Source organism: Pseudomonas sp. S2_A02, assembly GCF_054668495.1.
Genome location: NZ_CP162776.1, coordinates 939,847 through 959,310, shown reverse-complemented (window position 1 = coordinate 959,310; position 19,464 = coordinate 939,847). Strand labels below are relative to the sequence as shown.

At 59.2% G+C, this 19,464-nt stretch carries 19 protein-coding genes and 2 pseudogenes; 8 read left to right on the top strand and 13 right to left on the bottom strand.

Annotation, left to right across the window (positions count from 1 at the left end; genetic code table 11):
- Positions 1 to 130: 130 nt before the first annotated feature.
- The 4 genes and pseudogenes from AB4O41_RS04105 to AB4O41_RS04090 all read right to left on the bottom strand — a co-directional run bounded on the left by AB4O41_RS04105 (position 131) and on the right by AB4O41_RS04090 (position 3,757).
- Positions 131 to 648 (bottom strand): annotated as a pseudogene (locus AB4O41_RS04105) (isochorismatase family protein).
- Between the two features lie 274 nt (positions 649 to 922).
- Positions 923 to 1,849, bottom strand: a complete 927-nt coding sequence (locus AB4O41_RS04100; RefSeq protein ID WP_460146406.1) for a sugar ABC transporter substrate-binding protein — start codon at positions 1,847 to 1,849, stop codon at positions 923 to 925.
- A gap of 100 nt (positions 1,850 to 1,949) precedes the next feature.
- Positions 1,950 to 2,738 (bottom strand): TIM barrel protein, encoded by a 789-nt coding sequence (locus tag AB4O41_RS04095; protein ID WP_460146405.1) that lies wholly within the window; start codon positions 2,736 to 2,738, stop codon positions 1,950 to 1,952.
- The gene (locus tag AB4O41_RS04090; RefSeq protein ID WP_460146404.1) at positions 2,735 to 3,757 is read right to left on the bottom strand and encodes a Gfo/Idh/MocA family oxidoreductase; all 1,023 of its coding nucleotides are present in this window, start codon (positions 3,755 to 3,757) and stop codon (positions 2,735 to 2,737) included. The genes AB4O41_RS04095 and AB4O41_RS04090 overlap by 4 nt, the downstream gene beginning before the upstream one ends.
- Before the next feature lie 201 nt (positions 3,758 to 3,958).
- Between AB4O41_RS04090 and AB4O41_RS04085 the strand changes: the two genes are divergently transcribed.
- Positions 3,959 to 5,980 carry a sigma-54 interaction domain-containing protein gene (locus AB4O41_RS04085; protein ID WP_460146403.1) on the top strand — a complete coding sequence of 674 codons (2,022 nt, stop codon included), beginning with the start codon at positions 3,959 to 3,961 and terminating at the stop codon, positions 5,978 to 5,980.
- A gap of 6 nt (positions 5,981 to 5,986) precedes the next feature.
- On the opposite strand, the gene AB4O41_RS04080 is transcribed toward AB4O41_RS04085, so the two are convergent.
- On the bottom strand, positions 5,987 to 7,036 hold the full coding sequence (locus tag AB4O41_RS04080; RefSeq protein ID WP_460146402.1) for a LacI family DNA-binding transcriptional regulator: 1,050 nt from the start codon (positions 7,034 to 7,036) through the stop codon (positions 5,987 to 5,989).
- Between the two features lie 180 nt (positions 7,037 to 7,216).
- On the opposite strand from AB4O41_RS04080, the gene AB4O41_RS04075 reads away from it, so the two are divergent.
- The 4 genes from AB4O41_RS04075 to AB4O41_RS04060 are packed head-to-tail and all read left to right on the top strand — an operon-like array spanning position 7,217 to position 10,801.
- Positions 7,217 to 8,329, top strand: coding sequence for a fatty acid desaturase family protein (locus tag AB4O41_RS04075; RefSeq protein WP_460146401.1), 1,113 nt, complete (start codon positions 7,217 to 7,219; stop codon positions 8,327 to 8,329).
- Between the two features lie 35 nt (positions 8,330 to 8,364).
- On the top strand, positions 8,365 to 8,685 hold the full coding sequence (locus tag AB4O41_RS04070; RefSeq protein ID WP_038983770.1) for a MocE family 2Fe-2S type ferredoxin: 321 nt from the start codon (positions 8,365 to 8,367) through the stop codon (positions 8,683 to 8,685).
- A gap of 18 nt (positions 8,686 to 8,703) precedes the next feature.
- Positions 8,704 to 9,945 (top strand): NAD(P)/FAD-dependent oxidoreductase, encoded by a 1,242-nt coding sequence (locus AB4O41_RS04065; protein ID WP_460146400.1) that lies wholly within the window; start codon positions 8,704 to 8,706, stop codon positions 9,943 to 9,945.
- A gap of 1 nt (position 9,946) precedes the next feature.
- Entirely contained in the window at positions 9,947 to 10,801 is an 855-nt protein-coding gene (locus AB4O41_RS04060; RefSeq protein WP_460146399.1) for a sugar phosphate isomerase/epimerase family protein, read from the top strand.
- Positions 10,802 to 10,990: 189 nt separating this feature from the next.
- On the opposite strand, the gene AB4O41_RS04055 is transcribed toward AB4O41_RS04060, so the two are convergent.
- A complete protein-coding gene (locus tag AB4O41_RS04055) occupies positions 10,991 to 11,818 on the bottom strand; it encodes a helix-turn-helix transcriptional regulator (protein WP_460146398.1) in 828 nt (275 codons plus the stop codon).
- 96 nt (positions 11,819 to 11,914) lie between these two features.
- On the opposite strand from AB4O41_RS04055, the gene AB4O41_RS04050 reads away from it, so the two are divergent.
- A complete protein-coding gene (locus AB4O41_RS04050; protein WP_460146397.1) occupies positions 11,915 to 12,871 on the top strand; it encodes a threonine dehydratase in 957 nt (318 codons plus the stop codon).
- A gap of 116 nt (positions 12,872 to 12,987) precedes the next feature.
- On the opposite strand, the gene AB4O41_RS04045 is transcribed toward AB4O41_RS04050, so the two are convergent.
- Entirely contained in the window at positions 12,988 to 13,491 is a 504-nt protein-coding gene (locus tag AB4O41_RS04045; RefSeq protein ID WP_460146396.1) for a GrpB family protein, read from the bottom strand.
- 213 nt (positions 13,492 to 13,704) lie between these two features.
- Here AB4O41_RS04045 and AB4O41_RS04040 point away from each other — a divergent pair.
- Positions 13,705 to 14,231: pseudogene (locus AB4O41_RS04040) on the top strand (tyrosine/phenylalanine carboxypeptidase domain-containing protein).
- 181 nt (positions 14,232 to 14,412) lie between these two features.
- Here the strand turns inward: AB4O41_RS04040 and AB4O41_RS04035 are convergent.
- On the bottom strand, positions 14,413 to 14,895 hold the full coding sequence (locus AB4O41_RS04035; protein WP_460146395.1) for a cupin domain-containing protein: 483 nt from the start codon (positions 14,893 to 14,895) through the stop codon (positions 14,413 to 14,415).
- Between the two features lie 185 nt (positions 14,896 to 15,080).
- Between AB4O41_RS04035 and AB4O41_RS04030 the strand changes: the two genes are divergently transcribed.
- Positions 15,081 to 15,479, top strand: a complete 399-nt coding sequence (locus tag AB4O41_RS04030) for a DUF1801 domain-containing protein (protein WP_460146394.1) — start codon at positions 15,081 to 15,083, stop codon at positions 15,477 to 15,479.
- Positions 15,480 to 15,492: 13 nt separating this feature from the next.
- Here AB4O41_RS04030 and arsN2 read toward each other — a convergent pair whose 3' ends face one another.
- From arsN2 to AB4O41_RS04005, 5 genes are all read right to left on the bottom strand, one after another.
- The gene (gene arsN2 / locus AB4O41_RS04025) at positions 15,493 to 15,963 is read right to left on the bottom strand and encodes an arsenic resistance N-acetyltransferase ArsN2 (RefSeq protein WP_460146393.1); all 471 of its coding nucleotides are present in this window, start codon (positions 15,961 to 15,963) and stop codon (positions 15,493 to 15,495) included.
- A gap of 102 nt (positions 15,964 to 16,065) precedes the next feature.
- Positions 16,066 to 17,253 carry an MFS transporter gene (locus AB4O41_RS04020; RefSeq protein WP_460146392.1) on the bottom strand — a complete coding sequence of 396 codons (1,188 nt, stop codon included), beginning with the start codon at positions 17,251 to 17,253 and terminating at the stop codon, positions 16,066 to 16,068.
- Positions 17,254 to 17,313: 60 nt separating this feature from the next.
- Positions 17,314 to 18,012 carry a dienelactone hydrolase family protein gene (locus AB4O41_RS04015; RefSeq protein WP_460146391.1) on the bottom strand — a complete coding sequence of 233 codons (699 nt, stop codon included), beginning with the start codon at positions 18,010 to 18,012 and terminating at the stop codon, positions 17,314 to 17,316.
- A 47-nt stretch (positions 18,013 to 18,059) separates the two neighbouring features.
- Positions 18,060 to 18,575 (bottom strand): HvfX family Cu-binding RiPP maturation protein, encoded by a 516-nt coding sequence (locus tag AB4O41_RS04010; protein ID WP_460146390.1) that lies wholly within the window; start codon positions 18,573 to 18,575, stop codon positions 18,060 to 18,062.
- A gap of 137 nt (positions 18,576 to 18,712) precedes the next feature.
- On the bottom strand, positions 18,713 to 19,342 hold the full coding sequence (locus AB4O41_RS04005) for a hypothetical protein (RefSeq protein ID WP_460146389.1): 630 nt from the start codon (positions 19,340 to 19,342) through the stop codon (positions 18,713 to 18,715).
- Between the last annotated feature and the right edge of the window lie 122 nt (positions 19,343 to 19,464).

Genomic DNA, 19,464 nt, shown 5'->3' with positions numbered 1-19,464 from the left:
TCGTTAGATGGAACGAGCGAGTAATGTCAGACCCGATATCCGACACGCTCGGGCCTGACTCGCGGCGCAAGCGGAAACGACGCCGACGAAGGATAGATCGACCCAGTCCGAGCCGATCTATCAACGTTGGTCAGAAGTTCCAGTTCTCAGCGCGAACGACACGACAGAATGGGCCCGCCAGGGTTGCATTGTGATGAGCGACGATATTTTCGGCCGTCAACGCAGGGGTGTCGGTGCAGGTATGACCGTCGGCGATCAGCACTGCATCGAACCCAAGATCTCGTGCGGCGCGGCAGGTGCTGTCGACACAATACTGGGTCTTCATTCCGGCAATAACCACACCTTGAGATCCACACGCTTTTAACCGATCGGCCAGATCAGTCATGGCGAAAGCGTTGGGTCGGCTTTTTCGAAGATCACTTCGTCGCCTTGTAGCAGCAGTTCCTGCACCAATTGTGTCAACGGGCTCGCAGGCTCGATAGGCGAGCCAGGCGGACCCACATGGCGAGTCAGGAAAACTGGCGCGCCTGCCTTCCGGGCTTTGCTCAGCAGGCTATTCAAGGTATTTAACAGCGCTTCGCCAGCCCAGGGTTTATCCGGGCCATGAAACAATCCAACCTGCATATCGAGAATCAACAGTGCATGCATAGTGCTTTTCCTTGCGTTTGGACCAGTGACACAAGGGCAAAAGAAAAGGCCCTCTCCATCACTGGCGGGCCTTTGAAGTTCGTGCGTTATTGGCTCACGACACCTCTCACGACCCGCCCTGGGCGGTCGTGGTTGTGGTGGTCGAGGCAATGCGTGGTTGATTCATGAAGCTGACAGTACCTGCACGGTGCCTGGTTGGCAAGGACGCGCATCCGTGTGCCAAACATAGTGATGCCACGGGTCGCTTTGAGGAGTAGGCCGCAACCGTTTGACGCTATCTATAATGCTGCTCAAACACCGCTACCTGCTCCGGCGTGATCAGCTGAAAGGGCACCCAGACATCCGTTTCGACCGGCTCCCCTTTGATCATTTTGATGGCCGATTGCAGCGCGCTGGTCGCTTGCGCTTTGGGGTCTTGAAAGACAGAGGCTACGAGCATCCCGCGCTTGATGGCCGCGAGGCCGTCAGGCAGGCCGTCGATGCCGACAATTGCAATCTCGCCCTTGGCTTTGCCGGCTTGCTGCAGTGCCATGGCGGCGCCGATGGCCATCTCGTCGTTGTTGGCAACGATGGCATCGAAGCCGGTGCCGGCCAGCAGCCAATTGCTGGTCAGGTCCATCCCTTTATTGCGCTGCCACTCGGCACTTTGTTGTTCGACGATCTTGATCCCGGGATAGTCCTTGAGCACCTGTTTGACGCCTTCGGTGCGGTCGTGCGTGGAGTTTTGTGCCAAGTCGCCCATGATGATTGCGATGTTGCCTTTGCCCGCCATCTTGTCAGCCAGGTAGCGCATTTGCAGTTGCCCGGCCTCAACGTCGTTGGACGCCACCGTGACCACGCCTTTGGGCAGGACGCGTTCGTCCGGATGGCGGTTGACGTAGACCAGCGGTATTTTCGCTTCGACGGCGGCGCGAGTCATGTTGGCGGTGGCGGCGGTGTCCACGGGCAGGACGATGACGGCATCCACTTTCTGGCCGAGAAAGCCCTGAATCTGATTGAGCTGGCGAACCACATCGCCCTGGGCATCCTCGAACTGGATCTGTACGTTCTCCTTTTTGGCGGCATCTTCCAGGCCGCTGCGCACATAGGTCATGAAGTTGTCGTCAACCCTGGCAATGCTGACGCCGATGCGATAGCTGGCGGCGGCCCATTGGCTGAAGAGGAATAACAGCGTGGCAAAAAGCAGTGTGCAGCGACGCATGATGGTTTTTCCTTTTTTGTTATGAGTTGAAATTCATCAAGATCAAACGTGAGGGTTTCTGGCGCTCTCTGAATCAAACCCGCCGAGAGCGCCAGCGTCTTCAATCCAGCGTGAAGGCTTGCCGAAAGCGTTCAAGTGCCGCTTCGCTGTCGCCGCTGGCCCAGCCCTCAAGCCCGACGACACCGGTGTATCCCATGCGAAACAAGGCTTTGGCAATGGCCGGATAATGGATTTCGCCGGTGCCGGGTTCCATGCGGCCGGGGACATCGGCGACCTGGATTTCCCCGATGGCGCTGCCGGCGCGCTGGATCAGTTCGATCAGGTTTCCTTCGCCGATCTGGGCATGGTAAAGGTCCAGGTTCATCTTCAAATGAGGGCTGCCCACGGCCTCGATCAGCGCCAGGGTATCGTCGGCGCGAGCGAAGGGCGTGCCGGGGTGGTCAACTTCGGTATTGAGGTTTTCCAGCAAGAATACCCGACCAGCGTCTTCGCCCAGGCGAGCGATTTTTTCCAGGGTCTTGCAGGCGTTCAGCCACATGCGTCCGGTGGTGTGGGCTACGGGTTTGACCGGCAGGCCTTGGTCACCCAAACCGGTGCCATGCAGGTTGAGGCTCGGGCAATTCAGTTGTGCAGCGACGGCCAGCGATTCTCGTGCGCTGTCGAGCAGGTGCTGGATGTCTTCGGGGTCGGTCAGGTTGCCCGAGATGTAGCCGGTCATGGAGGTGAAGTCAGCGCCCGTGGCGACAAGGGCCGCAATGTCTTTCTTCGTCCAGTCCCAGAGTTCAGCACTGAAACCCAGCGCGTGAATGCGTTTGACGCGCTCTGTGAACGGCAGATCGAGGAAGACCATCTCGGCACTGATCGCCAGTTTGAACGGTGTGAAACTCATGAATGGGCTCCTTGCACGCGCACAGGTTTGCCCTGCTGGAAGGACTCGATACACGCGCGGGCAATGGCCAGTGCCGCCCGGGCATCTTCACCGCTGGCGAGTGGTTTTTCGCCGGTGCGCAGGCAATCGACAAAGTGATTGAGCTCGGCCACGTAGGCATCACGCAGCAGGTCGGTGTCCATGCGTTGGGTGTCGGCCTGGATGCCATTGGCCAGATAACGTACCAGGTCAGAATCATTGAGGCTGCCCATGGTCAGCATGCCAGCGCTGCCGAACACTTCCCCTCGAACATCGTAGCCATACACGGCCTGGAAATTGGCCTCGGCCGTCGCGATGGCGCCGTTGTCGAAACGGATCGTGACCACTGCGGTGTCGAGGAAGCCCTTGGCCTTGTAGTCCGGTGCGATCAGGGCATCGGCCATGACAAAAACTTCGACCGCGTCTGCGCCGGGATTGAGGTAGCGCAGGGTATCGAAGTCATGGATCAGGGTTTCGAGGAAAATCACCCACTGCGGTGAGGCCGCCGGATTGTTCAGCGCCGGGTCGCGGGTCAGCGAGCGCAGCAGTTGCGGCGTACCGATGCGGCCGGCGACCACGTCCAGATGGGCAGCCCGGAAGCTTTTGGCAAAGCGGCGGTTGAAGCCGACCTGCAGCGGCACACGTGCGTCGGCGGCTGCGGCTATGGCGCGGTCCGCCTCGTCGAGGGTGATGGCCATGGGTTTTTCACAAAACACGCCTTTGCCGGCGCGGGCCGCACTGATCACCAGTTCGGCATGGCTGCGGGCGGGGGCGGCAATCAAGACAGCATCAATTTCCGGGTCATCGAGCAGTTGCTGTGGATCGGTATAGACCCGTTGCACACCCAACTCTGCGGCCAGGCGCGCGGCTTGACCGGGTGTAGGGTCGGCGATGGCGGCCAGGCAGGCGCCGGGAATGTGTCTGGCGGCAGTCAGGCCGTGAAAGCTGCCCATGCGGCCGGCACCGATGAGACCCAGGCGGATGATCTTGGACGTACTCATGAAATGACTCCCTTTTATTGTTGTTCAATGACTCGCAGCAGGAATGTCCTCGCTGGCGTCAATCAAGGGAGCAAGGGCTGTGCCAATGTATAAGTTATTGATATTTAAGTAATTAATTAATATTGATTGAAAAATGTGTTCATTTGCATGACATGTCTACACTGACATGTCTAAAACGTGAACATAGAAGCGGATCAGACGATGGTGAACCAACAGCTGACAGCCTTCAGCGCGCAAGACCTCGATTACATCACCGCGCTAGGGCCTGCATCGTTGAACGAAGGACCGATCGCCGAGCTGGACCAGGCTTGGCTGGCTTGCCTGAAAGGGCGCATCGATCGACCGGCCGGCGTCCGGCAGGTTATTTGGGATTCCTGGCTGCGCAGCGTCAGTGCCGGCCTCGACCCTGAGGATGGCGAATACCGGTTTGTCGCCCCGACCGTTCTGGCTGCGACGCTGGCGGCCAATCGCGCCTTGATCGCCGCGGCGGCGGAGGTCATGAAGGGATTGCTGGCTTACAACCCCAGGGGCCATATCAATCTGACCGATGCCGCAGGAACGACCTTGTATTTCTGCGGTCTGGACCTCACGCCTGTGGGCAGTCGGCTGCTGGAGTCAGTGCAGGGCACCAACTGCACCGGGCTGGCGATAGCCGAAGATCGATTGGTGTATGTGCTGGCCGAGGAGAACTTCGGGATCGGCCTGCGTCGCCGGCGCATGCATTGTGCTGCCGCGCCGATCAGGGATGCGCAGGGCAGGACGCTGGCGATGCTGACCTTGACCGCCGAGCCGGGCTGGTTTCATTTCCATACGCTGGGCACCGTCCAGGCAGCGGCCGAAGCGGTCTCGCGGCAGATGGCGCTGCAAACACTGCTGGAGGAACAACAAACCGTCCTCGAAGTGCTCAACGAGGGTCTTGTGGTGCTGGATGAGCGGGGCTGCATCAAGGCGCTCAACCGCTATGCCCGCCAATTGTTTCGCGTGGGGCGGGATCTGTTGGGCAGCCCGTTCCAGCGTCTGGGCCAGAGCGAACTGACCGATGAGATTCTGCTGCGCGGCGGGGAAGGGCAGCAGTATGAAGGGATAAGAGATCTGGATTGCACGTTTGAGCTGCATGATCGCAGCCTCTTGGCATGTCTGGTGTCGGTGTGCCCACTGGAGCAGGGTGGGCGCATTGTTTCGTTGCGCGAGAACCGGCGCATCCGGGAAATTACCCGGCGAATAATCGGCACTCAAGCCAGCTACACCTTCGAGACCATTCAAGGCAGTTCGCGAGCCATACAGGACGCGTTGCACTTGGGGCGGATTGCCAGTCGCAGTGATTCGACCACGCTGATCCTGGGTGAAAGCGGTACCGGCAAGGAGCTGTTTGCCCAGGCAATCCATAACGCCAGCGACCGTTGCAGCGGTCCTTTTGTGGCCGTCAATTGCGGGGCCATCCCGCGAGATCTGGTGCAGAGCGAACTGTTTGGTCATGTTGAGGGCGCCTTCACCGGATCGGCCCGTGGAGGCTCTGCCGGGAAGTTCGAATTGGCCGATGGCGGAACGATTTTCCTCGACGAAATCGGTGACATGTCTTTCGATGCCCAGGTCAGCCTGCTGCGCGTTTTGCAAGAAGGAGAGGTGACTCGCGTGGGCGCGAAAAAATCCCGGCAAGTGGATGTGCGCATCATCGCCGCCACCCACCGCAACCTGAGCCAGGCGGTTGCCGATGGCGCCTTCCGTGAGGATCTTTACTACCGGCTCAACGTGCTGAACCTGACGGTTCCGCCGCTGCGGATGCGCCGGGAAGATGTTCCATTGCTGGCGCGACATTTTCTCAATCGTTGCACCCGGTCGCTGCGCAAATCGGTGCAGGGCATCTCGCCAGAGGCATTGGATATTCTTTCGGCCTACAGCTGGCCGGGTAATGTTCGTGAGTTGGAAAACACCATCGAGCGCGCGACCAATCTGGCGGTGACCGGACTGATCCAGCCAGCTGATCTACCGCTTGAAATCAAGCAAAGGCTACGTCAGCCGGCGCCGGGAAGTGTGCCCGAGCCCCAGGTTGCCCTGGACCTTGGCACCCATGAAATGAATGCGATCATCGCGGCACTCAGGGATACCCGTGGCAACATCCGCCTGGCCGCGAGGCAGCTGAATGTTTCTCGCGGCGGGTTGTACAACAAGATGAATCGGTTCGGGCTGAGTGCCGATGTTTTCCGGTCGGAACCCAACCTCTGAGGGCACTCACGCTCGGGCGTTTTCTGAGGTGATGATCTGCAATGGAATATGGATTCGATGCCTGATCGGATCGAAGTCCGGCGTGGTCTGCAACTCGACCAGCAACTCGACCAGCGCGGTTGCCAGTAATTGCGGCTGGGAGTCGATCACCAGACTGATCAATCCCTGATCCAGCGCTTGTCGCGACAGTTCGGTCGACTCCTGCAGAATGCAGCACAGCGACGGCCGCTTTGGCTGCTGCGACAGAGCGCTGATAATGCCGTCACCGCCACCGCCGACCACGCACAAACCGCGCAAGTCGTCATGCCGCGCCAGCAGGTCCAGCGTCGCCTCTTCGGTGATGTCGCAGTTGTCCAGATTGATCACCGCTTCCAGCAGCCGCAACCCCGGGGCGCGCTCCGCCAGGTAACTGCGCAACCCCTCGACCCGCGCCTGATGGCCAAGAAAACGGTGACCGCCGAGCAACACCCCGACACTGCCTTTACGGGCGCCACACGTGTGCGCCATCAGCCAACCCATGGTACGTCCGACCTCGTGATTATCCTGGCCGACGTAAGGCTCATCCGCCGCCTCATGAATGTCGGACAGCATTGCGATCACCGGCACGCCGGCCTCTCTGATCTGCGCGATGGCGGCACTGATCAGCGGATGCGCGAAGCTGACCACCGCCAGACCATCGCACTGCACCGCCAGTTGTTCGATCTGGGCAATGATCGCGCTGGGCGTGCGATCGAAAACGTACTCGAATTGAATGCTCAGGTTGGCGCCGGCCTGACGCTGTGCCGCCTCGGTGATGGCGGCGGCCACGTTGCCATAAAAAGCCTGGGCGGTACCGAGCAGCAGGATGCCGAAACGATAGGTGGGACGCCGTTCGCGGATCCGCTGACCGATCAGCCGGGCGGCGAAATAACCGACCGCTTCGGCGGCCTGGAATACCTGCTCGGCAGTGTCCGGGTTGACCGGAGCCCTGGCGTTGAGCACGCGGTCCACGGTGGCGACACTCAGGCCAGCGTGTTCGGCAACAGTGGCGATGGTTGGGCGTTTAGTGTTGTTCATGGCGGGCCCCGCAAGCGCTTTGATAGAAAACTATCAAGCTTCAATGGGCCTGGATGATAGCTTGATAGGGAATGTATTCAAGGGCTTGAGGGTGATTTCTGCGCTCTCTATATTTTCGCAAGCGATGTGATCCTGCGTCGAAAAGTGCCTAAAACAATCAAGCTTGCGGAGAACAATAAAATGCCTGAACAAAACGCAGCCTTTGAAAACCCTGATAAGCCCGTGCCTCGGGATTATCGATTGACCGGCCCCGAAGCCGCCAGAGCGGCACAAAAAGGCCTGGTATCGGCAAGCTGGTACCAATCCCCCATTTCTCGTAAACGCATGAAGGAATTGATGCAGCGCCGCGATGGTCCGGCCTTGCTTGATACCGCGATCTGGCTGTCGGCGATGGTTGTGACCGGGTTCGGCGGTTATTGGTTCTGGGGCTCCTGGGCCTGCGTTCCGTTTTTCTTCGTCTACGGGATGCTCTACGGCACGGCGTCCAATGCCCGTTGGCACGAAGCGGGTCACGGTACGGCGTTCAAGACCCGCTGGATGAATGATGCGGTCTATCAGCTGTCGAGCTTCATGTTCATGTTCGAACCCCAAGTCTGGCGCTGGAGCCACGCACGGCACCATACCGACACCGTCATCGTCGGCCGCGATCCGGAGATCGTCGAGCCACGTCCGCCAAGCCTGATCAATATGGTGCTGAGCCTGTTCAGAATGCCTTATGCGTTGAAGACGATGTGGTCAGTCTGCCGGCATGCGGTAGGGCGGATGGGTGAAGAAGAAAAGACGTTCATCCCCGAATCCGAGTGGCCCAAGGTGGTGAGGGACGCACGCGTCTGGCTAGCGATTTATGCGCTTACCGTGGGCACTGCGCTGTACATGCAGAGCTGGTTGCCACTGATGTTTATCGGCCTTCCGACCCTCTATGGCGGTTGGCTGTCTTACCTGTTCGGCCTGTCGCAGCATGTCGGCCTGGCTGAGGACGTACTCGATCACCGCAGCAACTGCCGCACGATTTACATGAGCCCGGTGCTGCGCTTCATGTACCTCAACATGAACTATCACCTTGAGCACCACATGTATCCGATGGTGCCTTTTCATGCGCTGGCGCAGCTTCACGAGGAGATTCGCGACGACTGCCCGCCGCCTTACACCAGTCTGTTCGAGGCCTTCAAGGAAATCCTCCCGACCATCTGGAGGCAGCGCAAAGACCCGACTTATTTCGTCTCTCGTCCTTTGCCACAACGCGCAGCGCCGGCCGCCAACGTCCAGGCAGAACCTGAAGTAACGCCGGCCTGACACCTCCTGTCTGTACCACTACAAGAGAAAACGCCATGACCGATCAATGGATCGATGTATGTGCCGTGGACGATATCGACGATGAAGATGTCATTCGTTTTGACCATGGCCAGCACACCTATGCCGTCTACCGCTCCGCCGACAGCGAGTTTTTCGCCACCGCGGGCCTGTGTACCCATGAGTCCATCCATCTGGCCGATGGCCTGGTGATGGAGCATGTCATTGAGTGCCCCAAGCACAACGGGCGTTTCGACTACCGCTCCGGCAAAGCCCTTGGCGCACCGGTGTGCGTCAACCTCAAGACCTATGAAGTCCGGGTCGAGGCGGGGCGTGTGCTGCTCGCCATCACGGTTTAACTGCGCGGAGTCTGTGTCATGAATCCTGCCAATGCTCCATTGATCATCGTCGGCGCCGGGCATGCGGGTGGCCGCGCGGCCCTGACCTTGCGCGGCGAAGGTTATAGCGGTCGCCTGATTCTGATAGGCGACGAGTCCCACCCGCCCTATGAACGTCCGCCGCTGTCCAAGGGGCTGTTGCAGGGCACGGTCGATCTGGCGGGTTACAGCCTGTGCGACACCACTCAGCTCGCCGATCTGGACATCGAACACCTGGCGGGTCACTCGGTGAAGTGCCTGGATCCACAGCAGCATCGTCTGCAGTTGGCCGACGGCAACTGGCTGCATTACGCCCGTCTGTTATTGGCGACGGGAGGGCGGTCGCGCAGACTTGCCTCGGTGCCTGAACATCTGCTCAATGTGCTTTATCTGCGTACTCATGACGAAGCCCTGGCACTGCGCGCTTCGTTGCAGCCTGAGGCCCGGGTGGTGATCATCGGCGGCGGTTTCATCGGGCTCGAAGTCGCCGCCACCGCTCGTGCCTTGGGTTGCACGGTGACTTTGCTCGAGGCCGGGCCGCGCTTGGCGGGACGGGTGTTGCCGGAGCAACTGTCCAGTGTCCTGCTGGACCTGCATCGCAGTCAGGGCGTGGATGTCCGGCTGAATGTGGCCATTGAGGCGGTGCAGGGCGCTACTCACGTTGAGTCCGTGCAACTGGTCAACGGCGAGTTGCTTCCCTGCGACCTGGTGGTGGTGGGCATCGGCATGCAACCCAATACCGAGTTGGCAATGGTCGCCGGGCTTGAGGTCGGCCAGGGCATCCGTGTCGATGCCCAACTGCGCACCAGTGCGCCGGACATCTTTGCGGCGGGCGATGTCTGTGAGTTTCGGCTGCGCCCGCAAGGCGTTTTCCAGCGTCAGGAAACCTGGCGCAACGCCGAGACCCAAGGTCGTCACGCCGCCCTGAATCTGTTGGGCGGCGAACTGCCCTTCGAGGTCATTCCCGGTTTTTGGTCCGATCAATACGACTGGGGATTGCAGACCGTGGGCGTGATCGCAAACACACAACCCACGGCGAGCCGGACAACCCCGGGTGGCGGTTTCCTGCTGTTCTACCTCGATTCCGAGCAACGTCTGCAAGGTGCTTGCGGCTGGGGGCAGGGGAATAGCATCGCCAAGGACATCAAGTTGTGCGAACGACTGATTGCCCACCATAACCCCCTTTCGGTGAACGCTCTGGCCGACGCCGATGTACCGCTCAAACAACTGCTGAGGAACTGACATGCGTGAATTCCTGGTCTTTCAGTCCCAGTGGGCCATGCAAGATCACCGCGGCCAATGCGACCTTCCCCTGGAAGCGCAAGTGGAGAAAATCGCCGCCGCCGGCTTCGACGGGATCACCGACCATTTCTGGGTCGCGCCACATGCCGCACGCCTGCATGCCGCCGCCAAGGCGCAAGGCTTGCAAATCGAAGGGCAGGTGTTCCCTCGCACCGTGGATGATCTGGCGGCAGCGATCGATATCGCGTCCCGCTACGGCTGCCACCACCTCACGCTGCAAGCAGACGTGCGGCCGCGCACGCTGAAGCAAGCTATCGAGCTGATCGAAGGCTGGCAGCGTCTGGCCGAGCAGGTGGACTTTCCCGTTCTGCTGGAAACCCACCGTTATCGCCTCACCAATGACTTGTTGTTCACCCTCGACATTCTCGCTGAAATGCCCGATCTCAAACTGTTGGCCGACCTGTCCCACTATGTCGTGGGCCGCGAACTGCCAGAGCCGGCCACTGCCGAGGACGACGAACAGATCCATACCATCCTGCGCCACAGTTGGGGTTTTCATGGACGCGTCGCCAACGGCGAACAGGTCCAGGTGCCCCTGAGCTTCGCCCAGCATCGACCCTGGCTGGAGCGTTTTCTGGGTTGGTGGCGTTATGGGATCGAGGATTGGCTGGCCCGACCGAACACGGCCGACAGCCTGTCCTTCACCTGTGAACTCGGCCCGCCGCCTTATGCCATTACGGGTGCCGACGGACGCGACATCACCGATCGCTGGGCGGAGGCGCTGATGCTTAAGGAGGTGATGCGTGAGGTTTGGAATGACTGCCGGGGGCGGTCAAATGATGGGGGGCTGATTTAACGCAGTAGTGGTGTAGGGCGGACAGCTTTCGACTGTGGATTCATCGGTCGATGCAACACTCCTTCTGCTTACTCAGAATTTAGTTGTGTTGCGTCCAACGGTTGAATCCACAACCCAAACCGGTCGGTCTTGGCGGGCAGGAGTTGGCCGCTAGCGGGTCCTCAACCAAATGGCAAAACGGCCAATAACCTAGCTTTGACCGTACGTCGAACGCCTTCGCAATTGCGCTGGACTGACTCCAAGGCGTTGCTTGAAAGCGGTTGTCATGTGCGCTTGGGAGTTAAAGCCGCAGGTGAGTGCGATTTCCGACAGGCTGGCGGTCGAATCGCGCATCGATGCTCGGGCCTTGGCCAGGCGTCGGTCGATTAGATAGCTATGAGGGCTCTTGCCCGTTGCGTTCTTGAATGCGCGCATGAAGTAACCTTCGGACAATTCAAGCAACCCCGCCATTGCCTGTATACCCAGTGGTCCGTCGAGGCCAGCATCTATGAATTCATCGAGCAGGCGCATCCGGCTGCCGGTTATAGAGCCTTGGGGCGGCGTCGAGGACGCTTCGATGCCCTCCGCCCGTTCAGCCAATGCGAATGCCCAGGCTTCACAGTCGTCCTCCACGGAAGCCTGCAACAGCGCGCGGCGCATTCGCAGGGCGAGGTAAACGGCTGGTTGGTCAATGCGATTGTTGAATGCCCGGTCACCCAGCAATGAAATACCGTCGGCGCGCATGACCCGCAGGTATTCACCGCCATTCGGTGACTCGGACAACACATCACAGCCTGCGGGGACGAACGCCAGTCCATTGGGCATGGCATCGAAGGGGCACACTCGGTCGCTGCCAATGGCGTGCAAGCCTCGTTGGCTGTCGAAGGCAAAGCCGATTGCTGCCCGGGTCGCAACATATCGGGTCGCGTAGGCGGCGCCGGGTAGCAATTCGATCGCCCACGGCCCGGCCTCGAGACGACGAATCGGTTCAGGTACGAGCGAGGGCTGCAGACGGTTTCGAAGGCTCATGAACACCATAGTAGTGAAGAGGGGGCGTAAAAGTCAGGTCAGTTTTTTGAAAGCCGGCGTGACGTGCCCGTGCCTAGACTGGGAAAAGCCTCAGGAAGACAACTCATGCACAAACTGACTCGCGACGATCTCGAACAAGCTGCCCGCCACGTATACCAAGTCATGCCTGCCACCGCCCAATACCCTTGGCCACTGCTGGCTGAGCGGTTAGGTTGCACTGTCTGGGTCAAACACGAAAACCACACACCTACAGGCGCTTTCAAAGTACGGGGTGGCATTACCTTCTTGCACTGGCTGCGGCGCGAACACCCAAGCGTGAAGGGCATTGTCTCCGCTACGCGCGGCAACCATGGTCAGAGCCTGGCGTTGGCGGCAAGCACGCCGGGTTTGAGGGCTCTGATTGTCGTGCCGGAAGGTAATTCGCTGGAGAAGAACAATGCCATGCGCGGCTTTGGCGGCGAAGTGGTTGAGTGTGGTCGCGATTTCGATGAGGCCCGTGAAGAGGCCGCGCGTCTGGCGCAGGTGCATGACCTCTACCTGGTGCCGCCGTTCCACACCGAGTTGGTCAAAGGTGTGGCCACGTATGCGCTGGAGCTGTTCATCGCTGCGCCGGATCTGGATACCGTCTACGTGCCGATTGGCTGTGGATCGGGGATTTGCGGGGTGATCGCCGCCCGCGATGCGCTGGGCCTGAACACCCAAGTGGTGGGCGTGGTTTCCAAAGAGGCGGCGGCGGCGAAGTTATCGTTTGAAGCTGGGGCAATATGCGAGACCGACTCGGCAAATACCTTTGCGGATGGCTTGGCCGTGCGTAAGCCAGTTCCCGATGCGTTCGCCATCTACGGGGCCGCTTCGGCGCGAATCGTCTCTGTCAGCGAGGGCGAGATTGCCGAGGCCATGCGCGTGTATTACACCGATACCCACAACCTCGCTGAAGGGGCAGGTGCGGCAGCGCTGGCAGCGCTCATTCAGGAGCGTGAAATGATGCAGGGTAAAAAGGTGGCTGTGATTCTGTCCGGCGGGAATGTTGATCGGTCGGTGTATGCGAGCGTGATTGGGTGATTGGGTGATTGCGAGCTGATTACTCCAACCCGCCTCGCGACGTGGCCAGAGCTTCAACTCTGTTTCTGATCTGAACTAACGCTGACTGGAACAGCCTGTGACAGGGGGCAGGGAAATCAAGTTTGAGACCGACCCATAAGCCCGTCGATAAACGGTGCTTTCTGTGCCAGGTATTCTCCTATGCCGTCGGTGTTGCTTGCTTCCAGTTCAAGTTTTAAGTCTTGATACTGCTGGCGAATCACAGGGGCGTCCCTGAGCAGGTCACGAAAACGGAGCATTCTTTCGATTTGACCGTGGCCGGTGACACAAACGTGGGCCTTATGTGTTCGCACACCATCAACATCGCGACGATAAAAATGGTGTCCCGCCGACAGATCGCTTCCCCGTGCGTACCCTAGTTCGCGCATGACATTGTCTCGGGAGGATTCGTTTCGATGCTCCGCAACCTCGACCAGGAGATCGATTTCTGGTTTGGCTGCGAGCCCGGGAACGGCGGTACTTCCGACATGATGGATGGCAACAAGCTCAGTGCCAAACGCCTTCGCGATCTGCTCTTTGGCACTAAAGAAAAGCGCGGGCCATCTACTGTCGTAGGGGGAAATCTTGCTGGTTAGTGCCATGTGCTTCTTCCTTGTATCCGCAGGCTTGGCAATATGGAGACTCCAGGATTGTGCGTGCTCCACACGCCGCCAGGCAGCATCCATGCGAGGGCGGGATGTTAGCGTCTCCAAGGAACACAGAAAAGCCTGGTTCAGACTCGACTTGTCCCGAACGCCACGCTTCAACAACGACTAGACTTTTGCGATTGCCCCTCGTCTCCCAAGGAGAGTTCTGTGAGCGCCGCTGCCCTGTCCGAACTCGATGCCGCTTTGCCTGGTTTGGCCCGCAAGATCCGCGTGCTGGATGCCTTGGCTTGGCCGGATGGCGTCGAGGAAGTATTCCTGGCGCGTTGGCGCGCCGGGCATGCAGAACTGCCCAGGGTCGAACTGCGCCCGCGCGAGCACAGCGCGGACATCGCCGCCCTGGAAGCCTTTACCGACCGCTGCGATGAGGGGCATCCGGCCGGGCGCTATCTCGCCATGACGGCGCGTAGCTATGCCACAGCCGGGCGGAATTGGTGGGCCATCTGTTCGCCGGGCGCCTCAGTCTGGGTGATACCGTTCGTTTGGCTCCGCTCTTCGAGTCCGGCTGGCTCCAGGGGCCGGTTCATATCCCGGCCTGGGCCGCCGATCTGCGTCGGCTCGCCGCTAATCTTGCCTTCTCGGCCTTTATCGCCCAGATCAAGCTGGATGTGCTCGATCTGGAGGTGCTCATGGCCTTCGCAGACGAGCATGAAGCCGATGCCAGCGCCTTGGCTTGAATCCAGCAGCGTAACGACCTCCACCCCCTGTGGTTGGCTTGTACACCAGCAGGAAACTGTTCCTTCCTCGACGCCAGCCTGTACCTTCTTGTTGCCGGACTTCAAAAGCGTTTCTCAGGGATGATATTGCTGGCGATCAGGCATGATTTATTTGTCTGTCTGTCTGTCTGTCTGCCGCTCGCTACATTTTGCTGTTTCTGGGATCGTCCGCCGGGTTGAGGTAGGTGATTCCCCAAGGGCCAGTGCCGTGGAGTTGGAGAACGGTTTCCTGTTCTCGACTGGCGCCGTACATCGACATGCCGACAGGAATGATCAAGGTGTCGCCCGGATGATAGGCCTTGGCTCGTGCCGGATCGAATGTGTCTCCGGTGGCGAAGTAGAAGGTGCCGGAGATAACGGTTACGTGTTCGGTCACGGGATGGGTATGCACGCCGATTTTCGTATTTGCCGGCAGCTTCAAGCGCAGGGTAAAGGGCTCGGCGGCTTTGAGGTCGCCTTCAATCACTGCGATCATTGCGCCGGGCCCTACCGACGGCGCGGCTTTCCATTTGAGTTCGGATGAGGTGGCGGCAATAAAACCTGCTTCCTCGGCCAAGGCGGTAGGTGCCAGAAAGGCTACGCTGACCAAGGTCAACAGAGCCGCGATGGCTTTATGGGAACTCATTATGGCCTCCTCATGTTGGGGTATATCGCAGCAAAAGAGCGGCAGAGCTTGCGCGATCACGTCATATACGATGACGGTAGTCGAATGTTGGAGCGCAGATATACCCATTGTGAACAGTGCTATAACGCACAGATATGAACAGTGGGCTGAACGTTTGATGACCACCCTGAGGAGTGACAATCATCATGAAGAAGATCGACACAAAGGCAGGCGAGGGGGAAGGCTCTGTCGCTGAGCTGATAGAGACGAAAATCCAGGCGTTGGGTGACTGGCGGGGTGAGACGCTCGCTCGGGTTCGGGCCCTTATCAAGCAGGCTGACCCCGACGTGGTCGAGGAGATGAAGTGGAGAGGGGTTCCTGTGTGGTCGCACGCCGGCATCATTTGCACCGGTGAGACGTACAAGAATGCCGTGAAGATGACCTTCGCCAAGGGCGCCTCGCTGGAGGATCCTTCAGGTCTGTTCAACGCCAGCCTCGAAGGCAACACCCGACGCGCCATCGATATTCATGAGGGCGACAGTATTGATGAAGACGCGTTGAAGACGCTGATTCGCGCCGCGGTGACGTTTAACACGTCGGTGTGAATGGCTGACGGCACTATTCAGTCTCAGAGGACGCTGACCCAGTACCGAGAGGAGCCTTTAAAGTTTTTCGCAGATAGCTCGCCGACGCAGGACACAGATGCTTGAACTGAGCTGTTTGGCTGATTGCGACAGGCGTTTCACCCCTATCGAGCAGTTCATAGCCATTGGCTGTGAAAAAACCAGCGGCGCTTTGGGTCAGCAAATGAAGTCGGACTGCGCCTTGGGAGACTGCATACTGTTCCAGTTCAGACAACACAGCTTTACCTAGCCCCTCACCACGACGCGTTTGACAAACGACCATTGAGCGAAGCAACAGATCAGGGCCAGAACCCTCCAGCCCCCCATAAGCAACCCATTTCCCATCCACGTCGAAGTGGTAAAACTGCAGTCCCGGTTCGCTTACATCATCGCAGGGCAGTCCGGCTTCACTCAAACACTCACGGAGCTGATTCAAACCGCTCGGCCCCACTTTCATCATCTGCATCGTTTGCTCCATTAATAGATTTTTGGCACTCAATGTTAGCTGGCTTGATCCTGGCACTCGCCACTTGATAGTTCTGGGGAGCGGGTTCGCGGCTGCGGTGAACTAAGGCTTGCGCAGCACAAGCAACAGCAGCGCCGCAGCCGCCAGCACCGCCCCGACGATGAAGGTGCTGGCCGAGCCCGAGGTCTCCCACAGCGCGCCGGCGAGCACACTGGCGATCAACAGGCATACGCCGCTGATCAGATTGAACAGGCCAAATGCCGTGCCCCTGAGATGTTCGGGCGCGGTATCGGCGATCAGCGTCGCGAGAATCCCTTGGCTGAAGCCCATGTGCAGGCCCCACAGGGCCACGCCTGCCAGCATGCTCGTGATCGAATCCGCTTGCGCCAATAACAGGTCCGCCAGAATCAGCAGGACGATGCCGACACACAGCACTTTGGTGCGGCTGATCCGGTCGGATAACCAGCCGGCCGGGTAGGCAGACACGGCATAGAGCAGCGACATGACCACCATCACCATCGGCACCCAAGTGGCCGTCAGGCCTGTCTGTTGCGCCTTCAACACCAGAAAAGCTTCACTGAAGCGGGCCAGCGTGAAGAGCCCGCCGACGATCACCACCCACCAGTAATCGCGGGAAAAATTCCGCAGAACCTTCCAGTGAATAGGTGAGCGAAAGGTGCGTTCGCCAGCGGCAGCGGTCGGTTCTTTTACCCCGCCGACAATCAGCGCCACCGATATCACCGCCGGGATCACCGCAAACCACAACACCAGATGGATCTGCCCGAGCCAGAGCATCAGCACAATTGCCAGAATCGGACCCAGAATAGCGCCCACAGTGTCCATCGATTGGCGCAGACCAAAGCAGGCACCACGGATTTCGGCGGGTGCGATATCGGCGACCAATGCATCGCGCGGCGCGCCACGAACGCCTTTGCCGATGCGATCCAGAAAACGCGCGGTGAACACCACATCCACCGAATGCGCGAGGGGAAAGAGCGGCTTCGACAAGGCCGCCAGACCATAGCCCATCAACAGCAGGCCTTTGCGCCGGCCGATGAAGTCGCTGATGGCGCCGGAGAATATTTTGGTCAGCATCGCGGTCGCCTCGGCAATGCCTTCGATTACCCCGACGGTCAATGCGCTCGCGCCCAAGGTCGTGACCAGAAACACCGGCAGCAGGCTGTGCACCAGTTCCGAAGACAGGTCCATAAACAGGCTGACAAAACCCAGGGCCCAGACTGTGGAAGGGATACGCAATGAAGCCGGTCTGGGTTTTGAGAGGTTGTCCATGCTGGTTTCCGGGATTAATGCTCACCGATTATTTATGTCGCCAACCCCAGCGATCAGGCCTTAAAGATTCTGACTCAAAAACAGCAACGTATTGCCATGCGCCTCGACCGCCGCCCGCTGGTTGTAGCTGTCGCGGTGCGAGCAGTTGAAGCCGTGCTCGGCACCCGGATAAACCTCGATATCGACGTCATCGTTGAACTCGAAACGCTCGGCGATTTGCTTCACGGCGTCGATGGGGATGTGGCTGTCCTGTTCGCCGAAGTGCATCAGCATCGGCACCTTGATTTCACCGGCCCGATCCAGTTGGTTCTGAATGCCGCCGCCGTAGTAGGCGATCGCTACATCCACGAAACCGTTGGCCGCGGTGTTGTACGACAGCATGCCGCCGAAGCAGAAACCGATAGACGCGATTCTGCCGTCCAGCCCGGTATGCGTCTTCAGAGTGTCTATGGCCAGTTTGATGTCGGCCTGGGCCTTGGTGGTGTCGGTGGCGTTCATCAACTCGACGGCGCGTTTCCAGCCAGCTTCGTCGTAGCCCAGTTCGATACGGTGGCCGTTGCGCCAGAACAGATCCGGCGCTATCACCAGGTAGCCGTCGGCGGCGTATTGCTCGGCGACCGAGCGGATGTGCTCGTTAACACCGAAGATTTCCTGAATCAGCACAATCCCCGGACCTTTACGGGTGTGGGGAATGGCCAGGTAAGCGCCGAATGTGCCTTCGGCACTGGTGATCTCGATCCATTGGGTGGTCACGCTCATGATGGCTCCTTTACATAAGTTGGGTGGGTTATCGAGATGCTGGCGTATCAGCGGAGACTGCGCCGCCAGAAGTATCGAGCCAGCAACGCGTCCATGCTGAGTTTGCCGGCCCCCGAAAGCAACAACGGCACGAGGGCTGCGAGGTAGATCAGCGGCAGTTTGAAATTGCCATGGCCTTTATTGCTGATGGCATAACCCTGCGCAAGTTCACTCAGGGTAGACCAATCGGTCGGCCAGTGAACGGCAGCGGTGGCGACGATCGTAACCACGATCAGTGTTATGGACGAAAGGCGCGTCCCAAGGCCTACCAGCAGGGCGAGGGCGCAGATCAGCTCGGCCCACATCGCCAGTTCCCAGTTCAACGTGGCCGGAACGTGGTTGAAGGGAAACGGGAAGGTGTTCTGGATGTCGGCGAACCAGTTCTGGCCGTTCCATTTTTCCAGGCCTGACTCGAAAAATTCCCAGGCCAGAAACACCCGCAAGGTCAGGGGCGCGATCCAGCTGCCGGTACGGTCGAGGTTCAGGTGCAGGCCTTTGAGGGCTGATGAGAGAGAGGTGTTCATGGGCTTGAGCTCCGGGATTCATTGTGGGAGCGAGCCTGCTCGCGATAGCTGGCTGACAGTCAACATTGATATCGACTGTTATGGCCTCTCGCGAGCAGGCTCACTCCCACAGGAGAATTGTTGGTGTTCTGGATATTTCATTCGGTCAAAAGAGTGCTTCTGGCCGACCGTTTGTACTTCAACGCAATCTTGCCCAGCAGCCGAATGATGATCGCCGAAAACATCAAACCGAATGGCAGGACGTACCAGGCACTCATGGGGATGCGTTTGAAGTTGGAATAGGTGAACACCGCTGCGAGCACCCACATGCCGCTGACGTGTAGGGCTTTCCAGGCAGTGGGGCCGATCAACCGCGCCGTGGTTTTGAACGAGGTCAACGCCATCAGTAGAATGAACAGGTAACCGACCGAGCCCGGGATGTTGCCGACCGTGGTGCGGCCGGGCCAGAACTCGGGGTTCAGTTGGCCGTAGCTGTAGATCAGGATGGCGTGTACCAGATGGGAAAGCGCAAAGGCCAGGCCGATGAAGCGTCGTTCGCGCACCAACGATCGGGTGAAAGGCGAGGGCACCAGCACAGCCAGCGCGGAGGCGGTGAACGCGGCGATAAACAACACAAACGAAGTGCGTGCGGTGGCGCGAATGGCGCTGCGCGTCGCTTCCACCAGATCGGGATTGAGCAGCAGAATCAGGCCGGTCATCAACAGCACCAGCAAGGACAGCAGGCCAAACAGCGACCAGCCGTGGTAACGGGGAACCTGGGTCATCATGACAACACTCCTGAGCAAGGGCCGACCCGGTTTTGCCGGAGGTCAGCGGACGACAGAAGTATTTCAACCGGATGTATGGTCGGTATGTCTGAAAAGTCGCCCGATGCAAGTTGATGTATCCC